The sequence below is a fragment of the Streptomyces sp. NPDC056231 genome (assembly GCF_048270745.1).
Taxonomy (GTDB): Bacteria; Actinomycetota; Actinomycetes; order Streptomycetales; family Streptomycetaceae; genus Streptomyces.
The window spans coordinates 68942-87908 of record NZ_JBLVKW010000018.1; the positions used below are offsets into that span (position 1 = coordinate 68942).

At 71.6% G+C, this 18967-nt stretch carries 17 protein-coding genes; 13 read left to right on the forward strand and 4 right to left on the reverse strand.

What is annotated here, in order from left to right; translation table 11 throughout:
* Window positions 1-26 precede the first annotated feature (26 nt).
* A complete protein-coding gene (locus ACNPQM_RS16880; RefSeq protein ID WP_418084618.1) occupies window positions 27-767 on the reverse strand; it encodes a FadR/GntR family transcriptional regulator in 741 nt (246 codons plus the stop codon).
* A 267-nt stretch (window positions 768-1034) separates the two neighbouring features.
* On the opposite strand from ACNPQM_RS16880, the gene ACNPQM_RS16885 reads away from it, so the two are divergent.
* The 3 genes from ACNPQM_RS16885 to ACNPQM_RS16895 are packed head-to-tail and all read left to right on the forward strand — an operon-like array spanning window position 1035 to window position 4591.
* A complete protein-coding gene (locus tag ACNPQM_RS16885; protein WP_418084619.1) occupies window positions 1035-2396 on the forward strand; it encodes a glutamine synthetase family protein in 1362 nt (453 codons plus the stop codon).
* Between the two features lie 8 nt (window positions 2397-2404).
* The gene (locus ACNPQM_RS16890; protein WP_418084620.1) at window positions 2405-3796 is read left to right on the forward strand and encodes an aldehyde dehydrogenase family protein; all 1392 of its coding nucleotides are present in this window, start codon (window positions 2405-2407) and stop codon (window positions 3794-3796) included.
* A gap of 6 nt (window positions 3797-3802) precedes the next feature.
* Window positions 3803-4591: a 3-oxoacyl-ACP reductase gene (locus ACNPQM_RS16895; protein WP_358859879.1), complete on the forward strand. Its 789-nt coding sequence runs from the start codon at window positions 3803-3805 to the stop codon at window positions 4589-4591.
* Window positions 4592-4684: 93 nt separating this feature from the next.
* On the opposite strand, the gene ACNPQM_RS16900 is transcribed toward ACNPQM_RS16895, so the two are convergent.
* Entirely contained in the window at window positions 4685-5887 is a 1203-nt protein-coding gene (locus ACNPQM_RS16900; protein WP_358859878.1) for an amino acid deaminase/aldolase, read from the reverse strand.
* Window positions 5888-6465: 578 nt separating this feature from the next.
* Between ACNPQM_RS16900 and ACNPQM_RS16905 the strand changes: the two genes are divergently transcribed.
* Window positions 6466-7362 carry a hypothetical protein gene (locus tag ACNPQM_RS16905; RefSeq protein ID WP_418084655.1) on the forward strand — a complete coding sequence of 299 codons (897 nt, stop codon included), beginning with the start codon at window positions 6466-6468 and terminating at the stop codon, window positions 7360-7362.
* A complete protein-coding gene (gene mycP, locus ACNPQM_RS16910) occupies window positions 7359-8564 on the forward strand; it encodes a type VII secretion-associated serine protease mycosin (RefSeq protein WP_418084621.1) in 1206 nt (401 codons plus the stop codon). The genes ACNPQM_RS16905 and mycP overlap by 4 nt, the downstream gene beginning before the upstream one ends.
* An 18-nt stretch (window positions 8565-8582) precedes the next feature.
* Here mycP and ACNPQM_RS16915 read toward each other — a convergent pair whose 3' ends face one another.
* Window positions 8583-9287, reverse strand: a complete 705-nt coding sequence (locus tag ACNPQM_RS16915; RefSeq protein ID WP_418084622.1) for a serine hydrolase — start codon at window positions 9285-9287, stop codon at window positions 8583-8585.
* Window positions 9288-9601: 314 nt separating this feature from the next.
* Between ACNPQM_RS16915 and ACNPQM_RS16920 the strand changes: the two genes are divergently transcribed.
* On the forward strand, window positions 9602-10372 hold the full coding sequence (locus ACNPQM_RS16920) for an SseB family protein (protein WP_418084623.1): 771 nt from the start codon (window positions 9602-9604) through the stop codon (window positions 10370-10372).
* A gap of 189 nt (window positions 10373-10561) precedes the next feature.
* Here ACNPQM_RS16920 and ACNPQM_RS16925 read toward each other — a convergent pair whose 3' ends face one another.
* Entirely contained in the window at window positions 10562-10924 is a 363-nt protein-coding gene (locus tag ACNPQM_RS16925; protein WP_037700593.1) for a DUF1844 domain-containing protein, read from the reverse strand.
* A gap of 341 nt (window positions 10925-11265) precedes the next feature.
* Here ACNPQM_RS16925 and infC point away from each other — a divergent pair, with 341 nt between their 5' ends.
* From infC to pheT, 7 genes are all read left to right on the forward strand, one after another.
* The gene (gene infC, locus ACNPQM_RS16930; protein WP_358859874.1) at window positions 11266-11967 is read left to right on the forward strand and encodes a translation initiation factor IF-3; all 702 of its coding nucleotides are present in this window, start codon (window positions 11266-11268) and stop codon (window positions 11965-11967) included.
* Between the two features lie 120 nt (window positions 11968-12087).
* Window positions 12088-12282, forward strand: a complete 195-nt coding sequence (rpmI, locus tag ACNPQM_RS16935) for a 50S ribosomal protein L35 (RefSeq protein WP_030918579.1) — start codon at window positions 12088-12090, stop codon at window positions 12280-12282.
* A gap of 106 nt (window positions 12283-12388) precedes the next feature.
* The gene (gene rplT, locus ACNPQM_RS16940) at window positions 12389-12772 is read left to right on the forward strand and encodes a 50S ribosomal protein L20 (protein WP_003970214.1); all 384 of its coding nucleotides are present in this window, start codon (window positions 12389-12391) and stop codon (window positions 12770-12772) included.
* 116 nt (window positions 12773-12888) lie between these two features.
* On the forward strand, window positions 12889-13731 hold the full coding sequence (locus ACNPQM_RS16945; protein WP_358859873.1) for a TrmH family RNA methyltransferase: 843 nt from the start codon (window positions 12889-12891) through the stop codon (window positions 13729-13731).
* 131 nt (window positions 13732-13862) lie between these two features.
* The gene (locus ACNPQM_RS16950; RefSeq protein ID WP_418084624.1) at window positions 13863-15038 is read left to right on the forward strand and encodes an ATP-binding protein; all 1176 of its coding nucleotides are present in this window, start codon (window positions 13863-13865) and stop codon (window positions 15036-15038) included.
* A 170-nt stretch (window positions 15039-15208) separates the two neighbouring features.
* A complete protein-coding gene (gene pheS / locus ACNPQM_RS16955) occupies window positions 15209-16348 on the forward strand; it encodes a phenylalanine--tRNA ligase subunit alpha (protein WP_358859871.1) in 1140 nt (379 codons plus the stop codon).
* Window positions 16348-18861, forward strand: a complete 2514-nt coding sequence (pheT, locus tag ACNPQM_RS16960) for a phenylalanine--tRNA ligase subunit beta (RefSeq protein WP_358859870.1) — start codon at window positions 16348-16350, stop codon at window positions 18859-18861. The genes pheS and pheT overlap by 1 nt, the downstream gene beginning before the upstream one ends.
* Window positions 18862-18967 lie beyond the last annotated feature (106 nt).

Sequence of the window (18967 nt, forward strand, 5' to 3'; positions counted from 1 at the left end):
GTTCCGGTGGGCTGCCGCGCAAGCGGTCAGGCCAGGAATCCGCGCAGCAGCGCCGCTGTGCCCGCGCAGTGTTCGCGCATCAGGGCGCGCGCCGCTTCGGCGTCCCCGTCGAGCACCGCTTCGACGAGCGCGGTGTGCTGATGCTGGGAGTGCTCCAGGTTCCGCACGAGCAGCGGTATGCAGTCCAACAGGTCGTTCACCTTGGCCCTGACGGCCGCGTACTGCGCGGCCAGCGTGGCGGATCCGGACAGTTCCGCGAGGGTCAGGTGCAGGAGCGTGTCGCGCCTGCGGTAGTCGGGCAGAGGGGCATCGTGTGTCGCAGCCAGAGCCGTACGCAGCCGTTCCGCGCCCTCGTCCGTCAGCCCGTGCGTGGCGCACAGCTCGGCCGCCCCGGTCTCCAGCACCTCGCGGAAGCGCAGGACGTCCTCGACGTCGACGGCCGCCACCCGGCGGCGCAGCTCGTCCTCGCCGGGGCTGCCGGTGCGCGGGAGCACGAACGTACCGCCGTACCTCCCCCGTCTGCTCTCCACCAGCCCCTGATCCTGCAACACCTTCAGGACCTCCCGCAGAGTGACGCGGCTGATCCCGAGCCGCTCGGCGAGCTCGCGCTCCGCGGGCAGCCGCTCGCCGCCCGGCACCAGACCGAGCTTGACCACCTGCAGGATCTGTTCGAGTGCTTCCTCGAAGCCGTTGCCCGCCCGCACGGGCCGCAGGACAGGCCGCAGCGCCGGCTGCAGTCCCTCGATGGGCTCGCTTCCCTCCGCCACGTCCCCGCGTCCCTTCCCAACAATGGTTCTCAGCCCTACCTTAGACGGACCGGCACATGGGAGGCGGCGTTGCGGGGCTGGGTGCGCACATCTGCGGCGTTGTCGTCGGTCGACAACTCCCCCATAGCCCTGAAGGCATGGGGGGACCCCCTTCGCGTTGCCTCCCTCCTCCGCCTTGCGGCTGCACGCACCCAGCCCCGCTCCTTCTCCCACCCCCCTGTGCCGGTCGGTCTCATGACTTCCGGCTGACCGAAGGAGGATCTTCCCGTGGCAGACCGCACACCCCCGCTCGCGGTCGAGGAGCTACGGCTTCTCGTCGAGAGCGGTGAGATCGACACCGTCGTCCTCGCCTTCCCCGACATGCAGGGACGGCTGCAGGGCAAGCGGTTCGCCGCCGCGTTCTTCCTGGAAGAGGTCATGGAGCACGGCACCGAGGGCTGCAACTACCTGCTGGCCGTCGACACCGACATGAACACCGTCGACGGCTTCGCGATGTCCTCCTGGGAGCGCGGATACGGCGACTTCGCCATGCGCGCCGACCTCACGACCCTGCGCCGGGTCCCCTGGAACGACGGCACGGCCATGGTCATCGCCGACCTCGCGTGGGAGGACGGCTCGCCCGTCGTCGCCGCACCCCGCCAGATCCTCCGCCGTCAGCTGCAGCGCCTCGCCGAGCACGGTCTCACCGCCCATGCGGGCACCGAGCTCGAATTCATCGTCTTCAAGGACACCTACGAACAGGCCTGGAACCGCAACTACCGCGATCTGACCCCCGCCAACCAGTACAACGTCGACTACTCGGTCCTCGGCACCGGCCGCATCGAGCCCCTGCTGCGCCGCATCCGCAACGAGATGGCGGCCGCGGGCCTGACCGTCGAGTCCGCCAAGGGCGAGTGCAACCCCGGCCAGCACGAGATCGTCTTCCGGTACGACGAGGCCCTGGTCACCTGCGACCAGCACGCCGTCTACAAGACCGGCGCCAAGGAGATCGCCGCCCAGGAGGGTGTCGCGCTCACCTTCATGGCCAAGTTCAACGAGCGCGAGGGCAACTCCTGCCATATCCATCTCTCGCTCCAGGACACCGACGGGCACAACGTCATGGCGGGCGAGGACGGTGGCATGTCCCCGATGATGCGTCACTTCCTCGCCGGACAGCTCGCCGCTCTGCGCGAGTTCGCCCTCCTCTACGCGCCGAACATCAACTCGTACAAACGCTTCCAGCCCGGCTCGTTCGCCCCGACAGCCGTCGCCTGGGGTCACGACAACCGGACCTGTGCCTTTCGTGTCGTCGGCCACGGCCGTGCGATGCGGTTCGAGAACCGGCTGCCCGGCGGCGACGTCAACCCGTACCTCGCCGTCGCCGGACTGATTGCCGCCGGTCTCCATGGCATCGAGCGGAAGCTCGAACTTCCCGACCCCTGTGAGGGCAACGCCTACACCGCCGGGTACGACCACGTCCCCACCACGCTCCGCGAAGCCGCCGAACTCTGGGAGCGGAGCGAGGTGGCGAAAGCGGCCTTCGGGGAGGAGGTCGTCGCGCACTACCGCAACATGGCGCGCGTCGAACTCGACGCCTTCGACGCCGCAGTGACCGACTGGGAGCTCCGCCGCTCCTTCGAACGTCTGTGAGGCACGACGTGACCACCGAGATCACCAAGACCGCCGAGATCACCGAGCACCTGGTTATCGACCCCGCGACCGAGGAAGTCGTGGCGACCGTCCCGGCCACCACCGCCGCCGAGGTCGACGCGGCCGTCGTACGGGCAGCCGCCGCGCAGCTCACCTGGGCGGCGCTGGCCCCGGCCGACCGCGCCCGGCTGCTGCGCCGCTTCGCCGTCGTCGTCGACGAACACCGCGAGGAACTGGCCCGGCTGGAGGTCCGCGAGGCCGGTCACACCCTCGCCAACGCCCGCTGGGAGGCCGGCAACGTCCGCGATCTGCTCGACTTCGCCGCCGGGGGAGTGGAGCGGCTGAGCGGCCGGCAGATCCCGGTCCCCGGCGGCATCGACCTCACTCTGCTCGAACCTCTCGGTGTCGTCGGCGTGATCGCCCCGTGGAACTTCCCCATGCCGATCGCCGCCTGGGGCACCGCCCCCGCGCTCGCCGCGGGCAACGCCGTCATCCTCAAACCCGCCGAGACCACCCCGCTCACCGCGCTGCGGCTCGCCCGGCTGGCCGTGGAAGCGGGCCTTCCCGAGCACCTCTTCCAGGTGCTGCCCGGCGCGGGCGACGTGGCGGGCAACGCCCTCGTCGAGCACCCCGGCGCCGCCAAGATCGTCTTCACCGGCTCCACTCGCGTCGGCAAACAGATCATGGCCAGGTGCGCCGCGCGCGTGAAGCGGCTGACCCTCGAACTCGGCGGCAAGAGCCCCAACATCGTCTTCGCCGACGCCGACATCGAGGCCGCCGCGGCAGCCGCCCCCATGGCGTTCCTCGACAACGCGGGCCAGGACTGCTGCGCCCGCACCCGTATTCTCGTCGAACGCTCCGTCCACGACCGCTTCCTCGGACTCCTCGCCCCCGCTGTCGCCTCGGTCGTCGTCGGCGACCCGTCCGACGAGAAGACCCGGATGGGCCCGCTGATCTCCCGGACCCAGCTGGAACGCGTACGGTCGTACGTCCCCGAAGGCGCGGGCGCGATCCGCGGCAGCGCCCCCGATGGCCCCGGCTTCTGGTTCCCGCCCACCGTGCTGACCGACGCCGAACCGGACTCCCCGGTGGCCACCGACGAGATCTTCGGACCGGTCGCGGTCGTCCTGCCCTTCGAGGACGAAGCGGACGCCGTACGACTCGCGAACGCCACCGAGTACGGCCTCGCCGGCTCGCTCTGGACCCGTGACGTCGGCCGCGCGCTGCGCGTCTCCCAGGCGGTCCGGGCCGGGAACCTGTCCGTCAACTCCCACTCCAGCGTCCGCTACTGGACCCCGTTCGGCGGCTACAAGCAGTCCGGTCTCGGCCGGGAACTGGGCCCGGACGCCCTCACCGCCTTCGCCGAAACCAAGAACGTCTTCATCAGCACGGAGGCCTGAACCGGCATGACCACAGACACCGAGAACATCTGCCGCCGCCTGGTCGGCCGCACCGCCGTCATCACCGGCGCCGGCAGCGGCATCGGCCTCGCCACCGCCCGCCGCCTGGCGTCCGAGGGCGCCCACGTCGTCTGCGCGGACATCGACGAGAACGCGGGCAAGGCCGCGGCCGACGAGGTGGGCGGGCTCTTCGTACGCACCGATGTCACCGACCCCGAACAGGTCGAGGCGCTCTTCAAAGCCGCCTACGACACCTACGGTTCCGTCGACATCGCCTTCAACAATGCGGGCATCTCGCCGCCCGACGACGACTCCATCCTCACCACCGGGCTCGAGGCATGGAAGCGCGTCCAGGACGTCAACCTCACCTCCGTCTACCTCTGTTGCAAGGCGGCCCTGCCCTACATGCGACGGCAGGGCCGCGGTTCGATCATCAACACCGCGTCCTTCGTGGCGATCATGGGGGCGGCCACCAGCCAGATCTCGTACACCGCGTCCAAGGGCGGCGTCCTCGCCATGTCCCGCGAGCTCGGTGTGCAGTTCGCCCGCGAAGGCATCCGGGTCAACGCACTCTGCCCCGGGCCGGTCAACACCCCGCTGCTCCAGGAGCTGTTCGCCAAGGACCCGGAGCGCGCGGCCCGCCGGCTGGTGCATATCCCGATCGGCCGGTTCGCCGAGGCGACGGAGATCGCCGCCGCGGTCGCGTTCCTCGCCAGCGACGACTCCTCGTTCGTCAACGCCACCGACTTCCTCGTCGACGGCGGAATCTCCGGCGCGTACGTCACGCCCGTCTGATCCCGTCCGCGCCCGTGCGGGACGACGCTCCGGGCAGGCGCCCGCGTACGCCTCAAGCAGTCTGCCCGGAGCCTTCTCGCCTCGGCCGACAGGTCAGAGGAACGTCTGCCCCTCGCCCCGGTACGTCGGCACCGTCGCCGTCACCCGGTCGCCCTCGATCAGCTGCAGCTCGTCGAAACGCTCGCACAGCTCACCGGCCTTCGCGTGCCGGAACCACACCTTGTCGCCGATCAGCAGATCGTCGGCCGGGGCGCCGAGCAGCGGCGTCTGGACCTCACCCGGACCCTCCTGCGGGTCGTAGCGCAGCCCCTCCGGCAGATACGGGACAGGCAGCCGGTCCGCACCTGCGGCCCCCGATGCCGGGTAGCCGCCGCCGAGTACCGTCACCACGCCCACGCCGGGCCGCCGCACCACGGGCTGTGCGAACAGCGCCGCCGGGCGGGCGGTGAACGACGTGTAGTTGTCGAACAACCGCGGCACGTAGAGCCCCGACCCGGCCGCGATCTCGGTCACCGCGGACTCCGCCGCCGTGTGCTGCACGCTGCCCGTACCGCCGCCGTTCACGAACTCCAGGTCCGGCGCCACCGTGCGGACCGCCCGGACCGCCTCCGCCCGGCGGGCTGCCAGCTCCTTGCGGGACGCCGCCTGCATCAGCCGGATCGCCCGGGACCGCAACGGCCGGCCCTCGACCGCGTCCCCGACCCCGGCGATGTGCCCCTCGTACGCCATCAGACCGACCAGCCGGAAACCGGGCCTGCGCGCCACCGAGCGCGCCAGCTCCGCCAGCTGGGCGGGGGACCGCAACGGCGAACGCCGCGCCCCGATCCTGACCCGGCCGCCGAGCAGCTGCAGCGAGGTGTCCAGCTCCAGACAGACCCGGATCTCCTCCTGGCCACCGGCCCGTGCCGCATCGATCAGTTCCAGCTGTGCGTGGTCGTCCACCATCACCGTCACCGCGGCGGCGAGCTTCGGGTCGGCGGCCAGCTCGGCGAAGGCGGACCGGTCGGCCGACGGGTAGGCCAGCAGGACGTCGTCGAACCCGGCCCGGGCCAGCCACAGAGACTCGGCCAGTGTGAACGACATGATCCCGGCGAAGCCCGGCCGTGCGAGCACCCGCTCCAGCAGGGTCCGGCAGCGCACCGACTTGCTCGCGACCCGGATCGGCTTGCCCGCTGCCCGGCGGACGAGATCGTCGGCGTTCGCGTCGAAGGCGTCCAGATCGACGACGGCGATCGGGGCGTCGAGGTGGGCGGTGGCCCGGTCGTAGCGGGTCCGGTCAGCGGCGCGGACAGTCATGGCCGCAGCTTGCCAGACGCCACTACCGCTGGGTAGGGGGACGATCCGGGCAGATCTCAAGGGGCTGCGACGCCCCGCTCCCACCCGACCCCTCCCAGCCCGTAGAGTGACGGGCACGCGGTCACCAACGGGCCTGCCTGTGAAGGTGATCCGCGAGCGGTACCGAAGGTGGACCAGGGGGGCGGATGAGTACCGAGGCGCAGCGCGCTCCCGTGCCGCCCCGCCCGACGACGCCGCCCCGCCCGGCCGGACCCCCGGACGAGCCGGGCCGCCCGGCGGAGCCGTCGGCCCCGGCCCTGCCCACCGCGCCCCCGGACCGGGCGACCCCCGGCCCGAATCCGGCGCAGCACCCCGTTCCACCGCATAGCCAGAACCAGAGCCAGCACCAGCACCAGCACCAGAACGAGAACCGGACCGAGAGCCGGCCCCAGAACCCGGCTCCGGAGCAGAGGCCTGTGGAGACGACTACCCGGCTCCGCCCCGTGAGCCCGGTGGCCGCCCCCACCCCCGCCTCCGCGCCCCCTCCGCCCCGCCCCGAGGCGCCGCCCGCCGCCACCCGCCGTCGGCCGGTCGGTGGCATCGATCTCACACCGCGGCCCGGCGCGATACCGCCCCCGCCGTACCCGGGCGGCCACCATCCGTACCCACAAGGTCACCTTCCGTACCCCGCTCCCGAGTCGCCCGCCGAGATCACCACCCGGCTGCGCCCCGTTCCCGCTCGTCACCCGGCCAGGGCCGCGGCCGCTGCGGCCTGTGTGGTGCTCGGACTCGGGCTGATCGGCGGCGCGGTCACCGGGGCCTATCTCACCAGCGAGTCCTCTGCCGATCCCGCTGCCCGTGACCCCTACGTCACCGGCCGCACCGCCTGGCGTGACGTCCCGGTGGACACCCTTTTCCCGCGCACCCTCAAGGGCGAGGGCGCGGGTCCCGGCGGTGCGGACCGGGTCTGGACCCGGATCGGCGTCGCCCCGGACAGCGGCTGCACGCGCGCGCTCGACCCCCTGCTCCTCAAGGCACTCCGACCGGTCGGCTGCGAACGGCTGCTGCGAGCCACCTACGCCGACGCCACGTCCAGCAGCGTCACCACGGTCGGCATGGTCTTCACCGAGGGCGGAACGGACGGGATGAGGGCGCTGAGCACTCGCTTCGCCGACCAGCACCTCGACGTCCGCACCGACCTCATGCCCCGTACGTACGCAGTCAAGGGCACTGCTGCCGCCGGCTTCGGCGACGGACAGCGCGCCACCTGGACCATCCATGTGCTGACCGAAGTGCCGGTCGTCGTGTTCGCCGTCTCCGGCTTCGCCGACGGGCGTACGGTCACCCATCCGCAGCCCATCGCCAAGGCGCTGGCCGCGGACTCCACGGCGGACGTGGCACAAGCCGGGCTCGGTCATGAGGCCAAGGGCATCGCCGACCGGATCGAGCGCGGGCTGCGCCGGACCGTCACCGACCTCTCGGAGAAGCCGCGATGAGCAGCCGACGCCGTCACCGCCGCGCACTCGGCGCGGTCTGCGCCGCCACCGCGTTCGCGCTGCTGCCCGCCGTTCCCGCCCGCGCGGACACGATCCGGCCCCAGCAGTGGGGCCTCCAGGCGCTCCACACCGACCGGGCCTGGCAGACCACCAGGGGCAAGGGGATCACCGTCGCCGTCGTCGACACCGGGGTCGACGGCAGCCTCCCCGACTTGGCGGGCCAGGTGTTGCCCGGCAAGGACATGATCGGATTCGGCGCGGGGCGCGGCGACCGTTCCTGGGCCCGGCACGGCACCGCGATGGCCGGCATCATCGCGGGCCACGGTCACGGCGTCGGCCGCGGCGACGGGGTGCTCGGCATCGCCCCCGAGGCGAAGATCCTTCCGGTCAGGGTGATCCTCGAAGCCTCCGACCCGTCCCGCGCCAAGGCCCGCGAGTCCCGCAGTACGGCCCTGGCCGACGGCATCCGCTGGGCCGCCGACCACGGCGCCGACGTCATCAACCTCTCCCTCGGCGACGACAGCGAGTCCGCGCACCCCGATGGCGGTGAGGACGCCGCCATCCAGTACGCGCTGAAGAAGGGCGCCGTCGTCGTCGCGTCGGCGGGCAACGGGGGCGAGAAAGGCGACCACATCTCGTATCCCGCCGCCTACCCCGGTGTGATCGCGGTCGCCGCCGTCGACCGGTACGGCACGCACGCGGCGTTCTCCACCCGTCGCTGGTACGCCACCGTCAGCGCCCCAGGCGTCGACATCGTCGTCCCGTCCCCCGACCGTCACTACTACATCGAGTGGGGAACCTCGGCCGCCTCGGCGTTCGTCTCCGGCGCGGTCGCGCTGGTCCGGGCCGCCCACCCGGGGCTGTCGCCCGCCCAGGTCAAGAAGCTCCTCGTGGACACCGCGCGCGACTCACCCGAGGGCGGCCGCGACGACTCGCGGGGCTACGGCATCGTCGACCCCGCCGCCGCGATCAAGGCGGGCGGCACACTCAGCCCGGCCGGGATCAAAGCCGATTCGGCCGGGTCCGCCGACTCCGCGAAGGCCGGCTACAGCAGGCGGTACTTCGGCCCCGGCCCCACCTCGCGGCACAAGGGCGAAGCTCCCGTCGGCTGGCTCGCCCCGGTCGCGGGCGGCCTCGGAGCCGTACTGCTGGCGCTGGCCGTGCTGCTGTGGCGTGGCAGAAAGCCCTCCGTGCGCCGCTGAAGCAGAGCCGGGGCGCGCTCACCGCGCCTCGTCGAGGACCCTCACCGCGGCCTTCGCGACCGACTCCACCCGCTCGATGCCCGTCTCCTTCGTCGGCTGCCCGGCGGAGAGCACCGCCACCAGATACGTGTGCCCGTCGGCCTTCACCTGCCCGATGCTGTTGATGTCCCACAGCCCGGTGGCGCTCCGCGGCATCCAGCCGTTCTTCAGCGCCCAGTCGCTGCCCGCCGCCGACACCCCCCAGTGCTGGTCGGCCGCCACCTGGCGCATCAGCCCCTGCAGATACGTCCGGGAGGCTCCGGTCAGCTTCGAGTGCGTACCGAACACCGTCTGCAGCAGCTTCAGCTGATCCGCCGACGTCGTCTGCGTCAGTCCCCAGGCCTGGGCGGCGGTCGTACTCGTCAGGCCGAACCGCTCATTGGCTGCGTCGAGTCCGGCCGTCCCGCCGATCGTCCGCATCAGCGAGGTCGCGGCGTCGTTGTCGCTGTTCTCGATCATGGTGACGGCCCGGCTGTGTTCGTAGCCGGTGAGCTTCCGCTCGTCGTCCTGGGCCTGGAGCAGCAGTGCCGCGAGGATGTCGACCTTCACGATGCTCGCGGTGGCGTACATCCGCTTCCCGTACACCGCGCCGGCGCCGCTGCCGGTGTCCAGCACCGCGGCCGACATGGTGGAGTCACCGGTCAGCGGCGCCATCGCCGCTGCCAGCTCCGCGTCGAGATCCACCTGGGGCTCCTTGCTCGTCACCGCCGGGGCCGGCGGCGTCGGAGCCGGTGAGTCCGGGGCCGACGACGCGGGCGCCGTCGACGATACGGAGGCGACGGGGCGGGGCGCCGCATCCGAGGGCCGGCCCATCGGATACATGCCTCCCGCGGCCGAACCTGCCGGCAGGGCCACGGCCGTCATAGCGGGGGGCAGCACGGATGTACGTATTTTCGGTAACGGCAGGGGCATGGAGCGGACGCCAGGAAAAGGGCCTGGCAGCGGGCTGTGGCGCACCTGAGAACATCGTGAGAAATCGCACCGACTACGCTCGCCCTGTGGCGATGAAGAACATTCCGGACCCCGGTTACTCCGACGACGACGGCACGGCCGACCCCGCACTCACCGCGGCGCTCGCCGCCTGGGCCGAGGACCGGACGGCCGTCGGCCCGGTCCTCGAGGCGCTCAAGGGAACCAGGCTCCTGGTCCCCGTCGTCGCCGTCCTCGGAGAGGTGGAGGAGGTCGAGGAGGACAGTCGCGAAGCGCCTGGCAAGGGTGGTGGGCGACGGGTGGCTTTGCGCCGCGAGAAGACGAGCGACATGGCCGTCCCCACCCTCCAGGCCGGTGACCGTCGCGCACTGCCCGCTTTCACCTCCACCGCCTCGCTGGCCCGCTGGGACCCGAAGGCCCGCCCCGTCGCCGTACCCCTGCACCAGGCGCTGCAGGCGGCCGCACACGAGAAGGCGGACACGGTCGTGCTCGACCTCGCCGGTCCCGTGGCGTACGAACTGACCGGCTCCGCGCTGCTCGCCCTTGCCGAGGGCCGTACCAGCGCCGACCCGCTGGACGACCCGGCGGTCATCTCCGCGGTACGCGACGCGGTCGCCGCCGAGCCCGCCGTGCTCCGCGCCCACCTCGTCCCGGGACGGTCGGGCGGCACTCTCGCCCTGGTCGTGGCGCCCGAAGCGGCCCCCGCCGAGACGGCCCGCCGGGTTGCGGAATCGCTCGCCGCCGACGAGGTCCTGCGGGCACGCCTGGTGCGGGGCCTGGACCTCGCGCTGCTTCCGGCCGACACGGTCGCGCCCGGTGAGCCCCTCTTCACACGCTGATCACCCGGCCGGCCGACGCGCGCCGACAGCCGCCCCGGCGGTGCGGTCGCGGCTCCGGTGAACCAGCTGACCCACCCCGCCCCGGGGTGTGCGGAGTTCAGCAGGGCGTGACGCGGAGATGCAGTGAGCCCCTGCCCGGATGCGGGCAGGGGCTCACGGTCGTACGGAGGGGACGGGAGGGGCGGCGGCTCAGCCGAAGACGGGGCCCGTGTACTTCTCGCCGGGGCCCTGGCCCGGCTCGTCCGGTACCAGCGAAGCCTCGCGGAACGCCAGCTGCAGCGACTTCAGTCCGTCCCGCAGCGGCGCCGCGTGGAACGAGCTGATTTCCGTGGCGCTCGCATCCAGCAGGCCGGCCAGGGCGTGGACCAGCTTGCGGGCCTCGTCGAGGTCCTTGTGCTCGTCGCCGTCCTCGGTGAGGCCGAGCTTCACGGCGGCCGCGCTCATCAGGTTGACGGCGACCGTCACGATCACCTCGACCGCGGGGACCTCGGCGATGTCGCGGGTCATGTCGTCGAAGCCGGGGGTTTCACTGCTGGGGGTCGCGTCACTCATGCGCCATACGATAGGCGCACGCCGGCCCGGATCTTTCTGCGGGAGTGGACTGCGGCGGCCGGTTAGCGCCCGCCTTGGCGAGCTGCTAACCTGGTGTAACGACCGGCTGGGCAACTATGAGCCCGGCCCGCAAGTGGAGGCTCCGATCTCCCACCTGACCATCCTCCGGGACGGCAGGTCACCGGTCAGGTGGCGCCCATCGTTCCGTACGGACGATGGAGCCGCCCGATAGCCCCGCGGTTGGCCGCGGCGGTGTTCCGGTTTTCCAGGAGCCCCGCCTGTGTCCCGTCCGGGGCATTTTTCATGCACTGGTGCGGTTGGTCTCACGAAACAGACGTTACGTGGCTGTCCGCCAGGCGGCCGCGTGGTGCTACCGAGGAGGATCCATCAGCGCCGAGCCCCGCATCAACGACCGGATTCGCGTTCCCGAGGTGCGACTTGTCGGTCCCAGCGGCGAGCAGGTCGGGATTGTTCCGCTTGCCAAGGCCCTGGAACTCGCACAGGAGTACGACCTCGACCTGGTCGAGGTGGCGGCGACCGCCCGTCCGCCCGTGTGCAAGCTCATGGACTACGGGAAGTTCAAGTACGAGTCGGCCATGAAGGCCCGTGAGGCGCGCAAGAACCAGGCGCACACGGTCATCAAGGAGATGAAGCTCCGGCCGAAGATCGACCCGCACGACTATGACACCAAGAAGGGTCACGTCGTCCGGTTCCTCAAGCAGGGCGACAAGGTCAAGATCACGATCATGTTCCGTGGTCGTGAGCAGTCCCGCCCTGAGCTGGGCTTCCGTCTGCTCCAGCGTCTCGCTTCGGACGTCGAGGAACTCGGCTTCATCGAGTCGAACCCGAAGCAGGACGGCCGGAACATGATCATGGTTCTGGGCCCGCACAAGAAGAAGACCGAAGCCATGGCCGAGGCCCGTGAGGCCCAGGCCGCCCGCAAGGCGGGGCGTCAGGGTTCCACCCCGGACGCCGAGGCTGCTGCGGGAGAGGCTGCCCAGGCTCCGGCCGAGGCGCAGCCCGAGACACCTTCCGAGGCGTGACCTCAGGGGGCGCCATCCAGGCGGCCCCGGGTCCCCTCGGGATCCCCACCAAGATCTGACGCCCCTGCTGTCCGGTGCCTGCACCGCGAGGGGCGCCACTTACGAGGAGAGAACGGCGCGATGCCGAAGAACAAGACGCACAGCGGTGCCAGCAAGCGATTCAAGATCACCGGCTCCGGCAAGGTGCTCCGCGAGAAGGCCGGCAAGCGCCACCTGCTCGAGCACAAGTCGTCCAAGAAGACCCGCTCGCTGACCGGCACGGTCGTCGTGGCTCCGGCCGACGCCAAGAAGATCAAGAAGCTTCTCGGCAAGTGAGGTTCGGCCCCCGGTGAATCCGGGGGCGCGACCTCGATCACACCGGGACCAATTCGTTTCCGGGCCGTGTGAGTCCAACCACGGCCCCGCTACAAGGAGTTAACAAGTGGCACGCGTCAAGCGGGCAGTCAACGCCCACAAGAAGCGCCGGGCAATCCTCGAGGCCGCCAGCGGTTACCGCGGTCAGCGCTCGCGCCTGTACCGCAAGGCCAAGGAGCAGGTCACCCACTCCCTGGTCTACAACTACAACGACCGCAAGAAGCGCAAGGGCGACTTCCGTCAGCTGTGGATCCAGCGCATCAACGCCGCTGCCCGCCAGAACGGCATGACGTACAACCGCCTCATCCAGGGTCTGAAGGCCGCCAACATCGAGGTGGACCGCAAGATCCTGGCCGAGCTCGCGGTCAACGACGCCAACGCGTTCGCCGCTCTCGTCGAGGTTGCCCAGAAGGCCCTCCCGAGCGACGTCAACGCCCCGAAGGCCGCCTGATCCAGGGCACACTTCTTGGCTTTTGAGCCGGACCCGCAGGCGCTCGTCGTCTGCGGGTCCGGTGCGTTGCACCCCTTGTTCCGTACCTCCGCACGCAGAGAGGCCCGCTGCCGACCATGGCCACCCCCGAACTGATCTCCCCGCGGTCGCCGCGCGTCGCCGCCGCCCGGCGCCTCGCCCGCCGCAATTTCCGGGGCAAGGAGCGACGGTTCATTGCCGAGGGGCCGCAGGCCGTGCGCGAGGCCGCCGGACACCGCGGCAGTGACGGTGAGCCGACCCTGCTTGAGCTCTTCGCCACCGTCGAGGCGGCCGAGCGGTACGCCGACATCATCGACGCCGCGCACGCGGCCGGCGCCCGGGTGCACCTCGCGGACGGCGACACGCTCGCCGATGTGTCGCAGACCGTCACCCCGCAGGGACTCATCGGCGTCTGCCGGTTCCTCGACTCGCCGTTCGAGTCCGTCCTCGCCGCGAAGCCCACCCTGGTCGCCGTCCTCGCGCACGTACGCGACCCCGGGAACGCCGGTACGGTGCTGCGCTGCGCCGACGCCGCGGGTGCCGACGCCGTCGTCCTCACCGACGCCTCCGTCGACCTGTACAACCCCAAGTCCGTGCGTGCCTCGGTCGGCTCGCTCTTCCATCTGCCGGTCGTCGTGGGCGTACCGGTCGAGCGGGCCGTCCAGGGGCTGCGGGACGCGGGCGTACGGATCCTCGCCGCCGACGGCGCGGGCGACGACGACCTGGACGACGAACTCGACGCGGGCACCATGGGCGGTCCCACCGCCTGGGTCTTCGGCAACGAGGCGTGGGGGCTGCCCGAGGAGACCCGGGCGCTGGCCGATGCCGTCGTTCGGGTGCCGATCCACGGCAAGGCGGAGAGCCTCAACCTGGCCACCGCGGCGGCGGTCTGCCTGTACGCCTCGGCCCGCGCCCAGCGCCCCCGCCGTACCGCCGGCTGACCGGCCCCGTACCCCGCCGACCGGCGTACCTCAGCAGTGCGCCCCACAGGGTGTCGCTCCGTCACCGACGACTAGTAGGGTGACGAACTCGGGGGCCCACTGCACCGGTTCGAGAGGTGGGGTACGGGAATATGTCTGTCGGCATGAGCAGGCCGCGCGAGACACACGCGGCCGACGTGCGCGCCGACCGGGGTCCGGACGGTGAGAGCACCCCGGCCGACGGCGAGAGCACCGGCCCCGTGGAGGGCACCGTCGCATCCGGCATCGACCCGGACGACCTTCCCGACGGACTCGTCATCGCAGACAGCACGGGCCGGGTCATCTGCTTCAACGCGGCGGCCGTCCGGATCACCGCCGTACCCGGGGCCGCCGCGCTCGGCCGCCCGCTGGAGCACGTACTGCCGCTGGAGGACCTCAAGGGCCGACGGTGGTGGGCCCTGACCGATCCGTACGGCGGCCTCGCCACCCGGGTCGGCCAGCCCGAGCGGAACCTGCTGCTCCCGGGCGGCCGCGAGGTCCTGGTCGCCGCCCGGTACGTCCGTGAGTACCCGACCGGTCCGGTACGCCGGCTGGTGATCAGCCTGCGCGGCACCGAGGCCCGTCGCCGCACCGAGCGCAGCCACGCCGAACTGATCGCGACCGTCGCCCACGAGCTGCGCTCCCCGCTGACCTCCGTCAAGGGCTTCACCGCGACGCTGCTGGCCAAGTGGGAACGGTTCACCGACGACCAGAAGCGCCTGATGCTGGAGACCGTCGACGCCGACGCCAACCGCGTCACCCGGCTCATCGCCGAGCTGCTCGACATCTCCCGGATCGACTCAGGCCGGCTGGAGCTGCGCCGCCAGCCGGTCGACCTCTCCGCCGCCGTGGAACGCCACGTCCAGGCCCTCACCGCGAACGGCCAGGCGCCCGACCGCTTCCTCGTCCGCACCCGGCAGCCGCTGCCCGCGGTGTGGGCCGACCCGGACAAGGTCGACCAGGTTCTCGGCAACCTGCTGGAAAACGCGGTGCGCCACGGCGAGGGAACCGTCACCATTGACGTCGCACCCGCACCCGCGAAGAGCGACGAGAAGGGAACAGCCGTCACCGTGAGCGACGAAGGCCCCGGCATTCCCGAGGAGTCGATGGGCCGCGTCTTCACCCGCTTCTGGCGGGGGAGCAAGCGCGGCGGTACGGGGCTGGGCCTCTACATCGTCAAGGGCATCGTCGAGGCGCACGGCGGCACGATCACGGTCGGCCGCGGCCCCGGCGGCGGCGCGGAATTCCGATTTATTCTGCCCGTGGGGGCTCCGGCCTATCTGAAATAGGGAGCGTCCGCGAGGCAATCCGGCAGGGCGGCAGCGGGCGGCGGGAGAGCCTGAGCAGCCCGCGGGCTTTCTCCACCCCTCGTGGCCTTTAGACTCGACCTTTGGCACCTTTGCGTCCTCCAGTCGTCGAGCGGGGCCGCGCCACCAGCCAATCGGAAGCACGGGAAGAGATGTCGGCACCGAACAAGTCGTACGACCCAGTCGAGGTCGAGGCACTGAAACCGGAAGAGATCGAGCGCATGCGGGACGAGGCGTTCGCCGCCTTCGCCGCCGCGGGCGACCTCGACGCGCTCGCCCAGGCGAAGACCGCGCACACCGGTGGTACCTCGCCCCTGTCCCTCGCCAACCGGGAGATCGGCGCACTGCCGCCGCAGGCCAAGGCCGAGGCGGGCAAGCGTGTGGGCCAGGCCCGCGGCGCCGTGAGCAAGGCCCTCGCCGCCCGTCAGGCGGAGCTGGAGGCCGAGCGGGACGCCCGTGTGCTGGTCGAGGAGGCGGTGGACGTCACGCTGCCGTACGACCGCACCCCGGCCGGCGCCCGCCACCCCCTCACGACCATCATGGAGCGCGTCGCGGACGTCTTCGTGGCCATGGGCTACGAGATCGCGGAGGGCCCCGAGGTCGAGGCGGAGTGGTTCAACTTCGACGCGCTGAACTTCGTGCCCGACCACCCGGCCCGGCAGATGCAGGACACCTTCTTCGTCCAGGGCACCACGCCCGACGGGAAGCCGACCACGGGCGACGAGTCCGGCATCGTGCTCCGAACGCACACCTCGCCGGTCCAGGCCCGCACCCTGCTCGACCGCGAGCCGCCCGTCTACGTCGTCTGCCCCGGGCGGGTCTACCGCACCGACGAGCTCGACGCGACTCACACCCCGGTCTTCCACCAGATCGAGCTGCTCGCCGTCGACGAGGGCCTCACCATGGCGGACCTCAAGGGCACCCTCGACCACATGGTCCAGGCACTCTTCGGCCCGGAGATGAAGACCAGGCTGCGGCCGAACTTCTTCCCGTTCACCGAGCCGTCCGCCGAGATGGACATGGTCTGCTACGTCTGCCGCGGCACGTCCGTCGGCAACCCGGACCGCCCCTGCCGCACCTGTGGCAGCGAGGGCTGGATCGAGCTCGGCGGCTGCGGCATGGTCAACCCCAAGGTGCTCATCGCCTGCGGCGTCGACCCCCAGAAGTACAGCGGATTCGCCTTCGGGTTCGGCATCGAACGGATGCTGATGTTCCGCCACAACGTCGAAGACATGCGAGACATGGTCGAGGGTGACGTCCGGTTCACCCGGCCGTTCGGGATGGAGATCTGATGCGTGTCCCGCTTTCCTGGCTGCGGGAGTACGTCGACCTGCCGGCGACGGAGACCGGCCGTGACGTACAGGCCAAGCTTGTCGCCGTGGGTCTGGAGGTCGAGACCGTCGAGCACATCGGCGCCGGCCTCAAGGGCCCCCTGGTCGTCGGACAGGTACTGACCATCGAGGAGCTGGAGGGCTTCAAGAAGCCCATCCGCTTCTGCACCGTCGACGTCGGCTCCGCCAACGGCACCGGTGAGCCGCAGGAGATCGTCTGCGGAGCCCGTAACTTCGCCGTGGGCGACAAGGTCGTCGTGGTCCTCCCCGGCGCCGTGCTGCCCGGCGACTTCGCGATCGCCGCGCGCAAGACGTACGGCCGGACCTCGCACGGCATGATCTGCTCCACCGATGAGCTCGGCATGGGCGACGACGGCACGCACGGCATCATCGTGCTGTCGCCGGAGCACGAGGTCGGCACGGATGCGATCGAGCTGCTCCAGCTCGTGGACGAGGTGCTGGACATCGCCGTCACCCCTGACCGCGGCTACTGCCTCTCGATGCGCGGTGTCGCCCGTGAGACCGCCATCGCGTACGGGCTGCCGCTGCGCGACCCGGCTCTCCTCGACGTGCCCGCGCCGAACGCGTTCGGCTACCCGGTGAAGGTGGCCGACCCGTTCGGCTGTGACCGGTTCACCGCGCGCACCGTCGTCGGCCTGGATCCCGAGGCGCGTTCCCCGATCTGGATGCAGCGCCGGCTGCAGAAGGCCGGGATGCGTCCGATCTCGCTCACCGTCGACATCACCAACTACGTGATGCTGGAGCTCGGCCAGCCGCTGCACGCCTACGACCGCACCCGTATCGACGGGCCGATCGGGGTGCGCCGCGCCCAGCAGGGCGAGAAGCTCACCACGCTCGACGGCACGGTCCGCGTCCTGGACGCCGAGGACCTGGTCATCACCGACAACCGCGGGCCGATCGGTCTCGCGGGGGTCATGGGCGGCGCCAACACCGAGATCGCCGACGCCCGGAGCGGTGAGAACACCAGCACCGAGGTCGTCATCGAGGCCGCGCACTTCGACGCGATCTCGATCGCCCGGACCGCACGCCGCCACAGGCTGTCTTCCGAGGCGTCCAAGCGCTTCGAGCGCGGCGCCGACCCGCAGGCCGCGGCCGCTGCCGCGCAGCGTACCGTCGACCTGCTGGTGCTGCTCGCGGGCGGCACCGCCGAGGCCGGCGTCACCGAGGTCACCGCTCCGTCCGCGCCCCGCACCATCGTGATGCCCGCGGACCACCCCGACCGGGTGGCCGGTGTCGTGTACGGTCGCGAGACCGTCGTACGCCGCCTCCAGCAGGTCGGCTGCGACGTCTCCGGGCAGGACGAGCTCCTCGTCACCGTGCCGTCCTGGCGGCCCGACCTGAGCGAGCCGAACGACCTCGCCGAAGAGGTCATCCGGCTGGAGGGCTACGAGAACCTCCCGTCGACACTGCCGACGCCGCCGTCCGGGCGCGGGCTCACCGACCGCCAGCGGCTGCACCGCAGGGTCGGCCGGGCGCTCGCCGGAGCCGGCTATGTCGAGGCGCTGAACTACCCGTTCATCGGCGACGCGGTGCTGGACCAGCTCGGGTTCGACGCCGACGACGCCCGCCGCCGTACGGTCAAGCTCGTCAACCCGCTCTCCGACGAGGAGCCCGCGCTGCGCACCACGCTGCTGCCGGGCCTCCTCGGCGCACTGCGGCGCAACGACGGCCGAGGCAGCCACGACCTGGCTCTCTTCGAGACGGGGCTGGTCTTCCGGCCGACCGGCGAGGAGACCGCGGCCGTACGGCTGCCCGTCGACCGCCGTCCCGGCGACGAGCAGATCGCCGGGCTGAACGCGGCGCTGCCGCATCAGCCGCGCCGCGCCGCCGTCGTCCTCGCAGGCGCCCGCGAGCAGGCCGGCTGGTGGGGCAAGGGCCGCCCGGTGGACTGGGCGGACTCCATCGAGGCCGCTCGTGCCGTCGCCCGCGAGGCGGGGGTCGAGCTCATCGTCCGGAACGACCAGCACGCGCCGTGGCACCCCGGCCGCTGCGCCGCGCTGTTCGTCACGGCGAACGACGCGGAGGTCCTCGTCGGGCACGCCGGTGAGCTGCACCCGGGCGTCATCAAGGAGCTCCACCTGCCGGAGCGGACCTGCGCCATGGAGATCGACCTCGACCTCCTGGAGCAGGCCGTCGACGGCGCGCTCCAGGCGCCGCGGATCTCCACCTTCCCGGTGGCGACCCAGGACGTCGCGCTGATCGTCGCGCAGGACGTGCCGGCCGCCGACGTGGAGCAGGCGCTGCGGGAGGGCGCGGGTGAGCTCCTCGAGTCGCTGCGGCTGTTCGACGTGTTCACCGGCGAGCAGATCGGCGAGGGCAGGAAGTCCCTGGCGTACGCGCTGCGATTCCGCGCGCCGGACCGCACCCTGACCGTCGACGAGGCCACGGCCGCCCGCGACGCGGCGGTCGCGCTGGCCGCGGAGCGGACGGGCGCGGTGCTGCGCGGCGCGTAGCCCGCCGACGGCGACCGGCCATCGGGGCCGAACCGGCCGCAGAAGGTGAGGAGGGGGCGTATCCGGCTACCGGATACGCCCCCTCCTGCTGTGCTCGCCGAACGGC

What these genes read in the sequence shown, in the direction of transcription:
- ACNPQM_RS16895 (WP_358859879.1), top strand. Translation starts at nt 3,803, where the DNA reads ATGACCACAGACACCGAGAACATCTGCCGCCGCCTGGTCGGCCGCACC.
- ACNPQM_RS16900 (WP_358859878.1), bottom strand. Translation starts at nt 5,887, where the DNA reads ATGACTGTCCGCGCCGCTGACCGGACCCGCTACGACCGGGCCACCGCC.
- mycP (WP_418084621.1), top strand. Translation starts at nt 7,359, where the DNA reads ATGAGCAGCCGACGCCGTCACCGCCGCGCACTCGGCGCGGTCTGCGCC.
- ACNPQM_RS16925 (WP_037700593.1), bottom strand. Translation starts at nt 10,924, where the DNA reads ATGAGTGACGCGACCCCCAGCAGTGAAACCCCCGGCTTCGACGACATG.
- rpmI (WP_030918579.1), top strand. Translation starts at nt 12,088, where the DNA reads ATGCCGAAGAACAAGACGCACAGCGGTGCCAGCAAGCGATTCAAGATC.
- ACNPQM_RS16945 (WP_358859873.1), top strand. Translation starts at nt 12,889, where the DNA reads ATGGCCACCCCCGAACTGATCTCCCCGCGGTCGCCGCGCGTCGCCGCC.
- ACNPQM_RS16950 (WP_418084624.1), top strand. Translation starts at nt 13,863, where the DNA reads ATGTCTGTCGGCATGAGCAGGCCGCGCGAGACACACGCGGCCGACGTG.
- pheS (WP_358859871.1), top strand. Translation starts at nt 15,209, where the DNA reads ATGTCGGCACCGAACAAGTCGTACGACCCAGTCGAGGTCGAGGCACTG.
- pheT (WP_358859870.1), top strand. Translation starts at nt 16,348, where the DNA reads ATGCGTGTCCCGCTTTCCTGGCTGCGGGAGTACGTCGACCTGCCGGCG.